The 3,695-nt window shown below is 69.8% G+C and carries 4 protein-coding genes; all 4 read right to left on the bottom strand.

The features are described 5' to 3' along the window. Window positions 1-740 (bottom strand): CmpA/NrtA family ABC transporter substrate-binding protein (locus ACR2JA_RS12335; protein ID WP_434009376.1); only part of this gene is annotated, 740 nt, incomplete at its 3' end. 145 nt (window positions 741-885) lie between these two features. Further along, entirely contained in the window at window positions 886-1,560 is a 675-nt protein-coding gene (locus ACR2JA_RS12330; RefSeq protein WP_434009375.1) for a response regulator, read from the bottom strand. Next, window positions 1,557-2,768 (bottom strand): PAS domain S-box protein, encoded by a 1,212-nt coding sequence (locus tag ACR2JA_RS12325; RefSeq protein WP_434009374.1) that lies wholly within the window; start codon window positions 2,766-2,768, stop codon window positions 1,557-1,559. Before ACR2JA_RS12325 ends, ACR2JA_RS12330 begins: the two co-directional genes overlap by 4 nt. A gap of 205 nt (window positions 2,769-2,973) precedes the next feature. Then, window positions 2,974-3,531: a CheB methylesterase domain-containing protein gene (locus tag ACR2JA_RS12320; protein WP_434009373.1), complete on the bottom strand. Its 558-nt coding sequence runs from the start codon at window positions 3,529-3,531 to the stop codon at window positions 2,974-2,976. Window positions 3,532-3,695 lie beyond the last annotated feature (164 nt).

Raw genomic sequence — 3,695 nt, 5'->3', positions numbered from 1 at the left:
TCGGTGTCGGGGTTCAGGCCGTTTTCGGCCAGGTAGTAGCGCAGCAGGAAGTTGTGGATCGAGTAGTCGAACGGGATGCCGAACTTGAAGCCCTTCCAGTTCTTCGGGTCGCGGTTGTCCTTGTGCTTGAGCGCCAGCGTGATGGCCTGGCCGTTGATGTTCTGGATGGTGGCCACGTTCATGGGCGTGGCGTTGCTGCCCAGCCCCATGCTGATGGCCAGCGGCATGGGCGAGAGGAAGTGCGACGCGTCGTACTCCTTGTTGATCATCTTGTCGCGCACCAGCGCCCAGCCCGCGGTCTTGGTGACCGTGACGTTGAGGCCCTGCTTGCTGTAGAAGCCCAGCGGGTGGGCCATGATCAGCGGTGTGGCGCAGGTGATGGGGATGAAGCCGATCTTCAGGTCGGTCTTTTCCAGCGGACCTTTGTCCTGCGCCATGGCCTGCAGGCTGGTCACCGGCAGCACGCTGGCGATGGCGGCCATGGCCGTGCCCTTGCCCACCGCGCGCAGGAACATGCGGCGCTCTTGGTCGTGGGGAAAGATGGCCTTGACCAGCGACGCTTCGATGAACTCGTTGCTGTAGGCCTCGAACTCGGCGGTTTCGCTGCGCGCGCGCAGTTCGCGCGCGGCTGCGTCGGCCACCGTCTCGGCGTGGTGGTCGGCCAGCGTGTGGTCGCGCCCGCAGCTGCACTTCATCATCAGCTGTCGGTCGGCGTTGTAGGGGTCGAAGAATTCGGACATGGCACACCTCGGCAGTGGAAGATGGGCTGTCTTTGCAAGCGGCGGGCCAGTTGCGTGCCCGCCAGACCGCCGACGTGCATTTCGCGCACGCCCGCACGATGCGCTGTAGGGCCAGCCCTACAAATGCGGTCGCGCCGGCGCGCTGTCAGCCGCCCGCGCGGCCTTGCGCGTGCCGCTGGGCGTACAGCGCCAGCTCCACGTCGTTCTTGGTGCCGGTCTTTTCCAGGATGCGCACCCGGTAGGTGCTCACGGTGTTGGGCGCCAGCCCGAGCTGCGCACCAATTTCGCTCACCGTGAGGCCCTGGGTGAGCAGGCGGTAGACCTGGTGCTCGCGGTGCGAGAGCGCTTCGGGCCCGGCCTGCGCGCTGCGCTGGCCCACGGCGGCGACCAGCGCCTCGGCCGTGCTGGGCGTGAGGAACACGCCCCCTGCGGCCACCTTGCGCGCCGCGGCCAGCATGTCGTCGGGGTCGGCGCTTTTGTTCAGGTAGCCGCTGGCGCCGAGCTTGATGCAGCGCACCGCGTACTGTTTCTCGGGGTAAGTGCTGAGCATGAGCACCGGCAGCCTGGGGTGCTCGCGCTTGAGGGTCTGCAGCACGTCCAGCCCGTCCATGCCGGGCAGGGCGATGTCGAGCAGCACCAGGTCGAGCCCGTCGCGACCCTGGAGGTCCGCCACCTGCTGCAGCACCTCGGGGCCGGTCTGCGCCTCGGCCACCACCTGCACGTCGGGCGCGTCGGCCAGCACCTGCTTGAGGCCTTCGCGCACGATGCGGTGGTCGTCGCCGATGAGCACGCGCAGGGTTGCCGTTTCCATGCCGTTCATGAGTGACCCTGTCCGGCGAGACCGAGTTGCAGGCGCATCTGCGTGCCCTCGCCGGGCGGGCTGCGGATATGAATCTGGCCGCCGAAGTGGCGCGCCCGCTCGCGCATGCCCATCACGCCGTAGGCGTCACCGGCCTCGAAGGCCTGCGCCGGCGCGCCCACGCCGTCGTCCTCCACCGTGAGCGTCAGCTCGCCCGCGGCCACCGCGATCACCACCCGCAAGTGGCGGGCCTGCGCGTGGCGGCCCACGTTGCTCAGCATCTCCTGGAAGATGCGGAACACCGCCATGGCCATCGGTTCGGGCGGTTCGGGCCAGGGGTCGTCCGGGTCCATGTCCATGCACCAGTCCAGTGCCAGCTCGGCCGAGGCCACGAACTCTTGCGCCTGCCATTCCAGTGCGGCCCACAGACCCTGGTGGTCCAGGATGCTGGGGCGCAGGTCGGTGATGATGCGGCCCACGTTGTCGACCGCGCTTTCGATCAGGCGGCTCATGTTCTGGCACTTGCAGCGCATGCGGGTGCGCATGTCGCCCGCGTCTTCGGGGCTGCGCTGGTGCTGTTCGGACAGTCGCCTGTCCATCCAGTTGACGTCCATCTTGAGCGCCACCAGCAGGCTGCCCAGCTCGTCGTGCACCTCGCGGGCGATGCGGGTGCGCTCCTCTTCGCGCACGGTTTCCGACCAGGCCGCCAGCTCGCGCACCTGTTTCAGGGCGGTGGCCAGCGCGAGCGTGCGCTCACCCACACGCACCTCCAGCTGGTCCTTGGCGCGCTGCAGCGCGTCGGCGGCGCGCCGGCGCTCGGTGATGTCGACAAAGGTCACCACCGCGCCGCGCACCTGGTCGTCTTCGATCACCGGGTGGCTGGAGTACTCCACCGGAAAGCACGAGCCGTCGCGGCGCCAGAACACCTCGCTGTCGATGCGGCAGGGCAGCCCGCGGCGGAAGGCGTTGAAGATCGGACACTCGGCCTCGGGGTAGGCCGAGCCGTCAGGACGGGCGTGGTGGGTGAGCTCGTGCATGTTGCGCCCGATCAACTCGCGCGGCTCGTAGCCGATCAGGCGCGCACCGGCCGGGTTGATGAACACGCAGGCCCCGTCCAGGTCCACCCCATAGATGCCCTCGCCGGTGGAGGCCAGGAGCAGCGCCACCGGATCGCGCCACGACCCGACCGCGGGCGAGCGGCTGAGCTGGGCAGGGTCGTCGAGGGTCATGGCACCCCTCAAGCAATCGATGTGCCCGGACGCCTACCGCGCCCTGCGCCCGCACACGAAGTCGGCGGTGGACAACAGCACCGGCATCGGCGCAGCGATCAAGGCCGTCGATGCGACGTCATGGGCGGGCCTGCTCAACGCGGCCAGGCGGCACCCCGGCAACGCGGGCCGGACGCGTCTGGCGCTGGAGCGGGGATGGGGGGCCTCAGCCCCGCGCGTCGAAGGCCGTGATCGCCCGCGCCACATGGTTCAGCGGCAGCACATCGTCCACCGCGCCCAGGGCCACCGCCTCCTTGGGCATGCCATAGACCACACAGCTGGCCTCGTCCTGCGCCACCGTGCGCGCACCCTGGTCGTGCAAGGCCTTCATGCCGCGCGCGCCGTCGTCGCCCATGCCGGTGAGGATGATGGCCAGCGTGTCACGGCCGGCGCAGTCGGCAGCCGAGCGGAACAGCACGTCTACCGACGGCTTGTGGCGGTTCACCGGCGGGCCGTCGGCCACCACGGCGAAATACTGGCCCGCGGCCTTGCGCAGCTGCATGTGGCGGCCACCGGGTGCGATCAGCACCAGGCCACGCTCCAGCCGGTCGCCGTCGCGCGCTTCGCGCACGTTCATGGCGCACAGGCCATCGAGCCGCTGCGCGTACATGGCGGTGAATTTCTCGGGCATGTGCAGCACCACGGCGATGCCGGGGCTGTCGCCGGGCAGCGCGGTGAGCACCGACTCGATCGCCTGCGTGCCGCCGGTGGAAGCGCCGAGCACGATGGGCTTGTTGACCGACAAGGCGTGCAGCCCGGCCCCGGGCGGACGGGCGGGCGCGGCCGACACCGGGGATGCCGCGGCCGCGGCAGCCGCACGGCGGGGGCGCGAGCGCGCCGCCGTCTTGAGCGATCAGCTGGAATTGATGGAAGCCGACCGGATGGGCC

Source organism: Hydrogenophaga sp. (genome assembly GCF_051007235.1).
Classification (GTDB): Bacteria; Pseudomonadota; Gammaproteobacteria; order Burkholderiales; family Burkholderiaceae_C; genus Hydrogenophaga.
The sequence above is the reverse complement of the archived record's forward strand: the minus strand, read 5'-3'. Positions and strand labels throughout refer to the sequence as shown.

Bases quoted from the DNA above. Each gene is read 5' to 3' on its own strand.
- ACR2JA_RS12330 (WP_434009375.1), bottom strand. From the start codon at position 1,560: ATGAACGGCATGGAAACGGCAACCCTGCGCGTGCTCATCGGCGACGAC.
- ACR2JA_RS12325 (WP_434009374.1), bottom strand. From the start codon at position 2,768: ATGACCCTCGACGACCCTGCCCAGCTCAGCCGCTCGCCCGCGGTCGGG.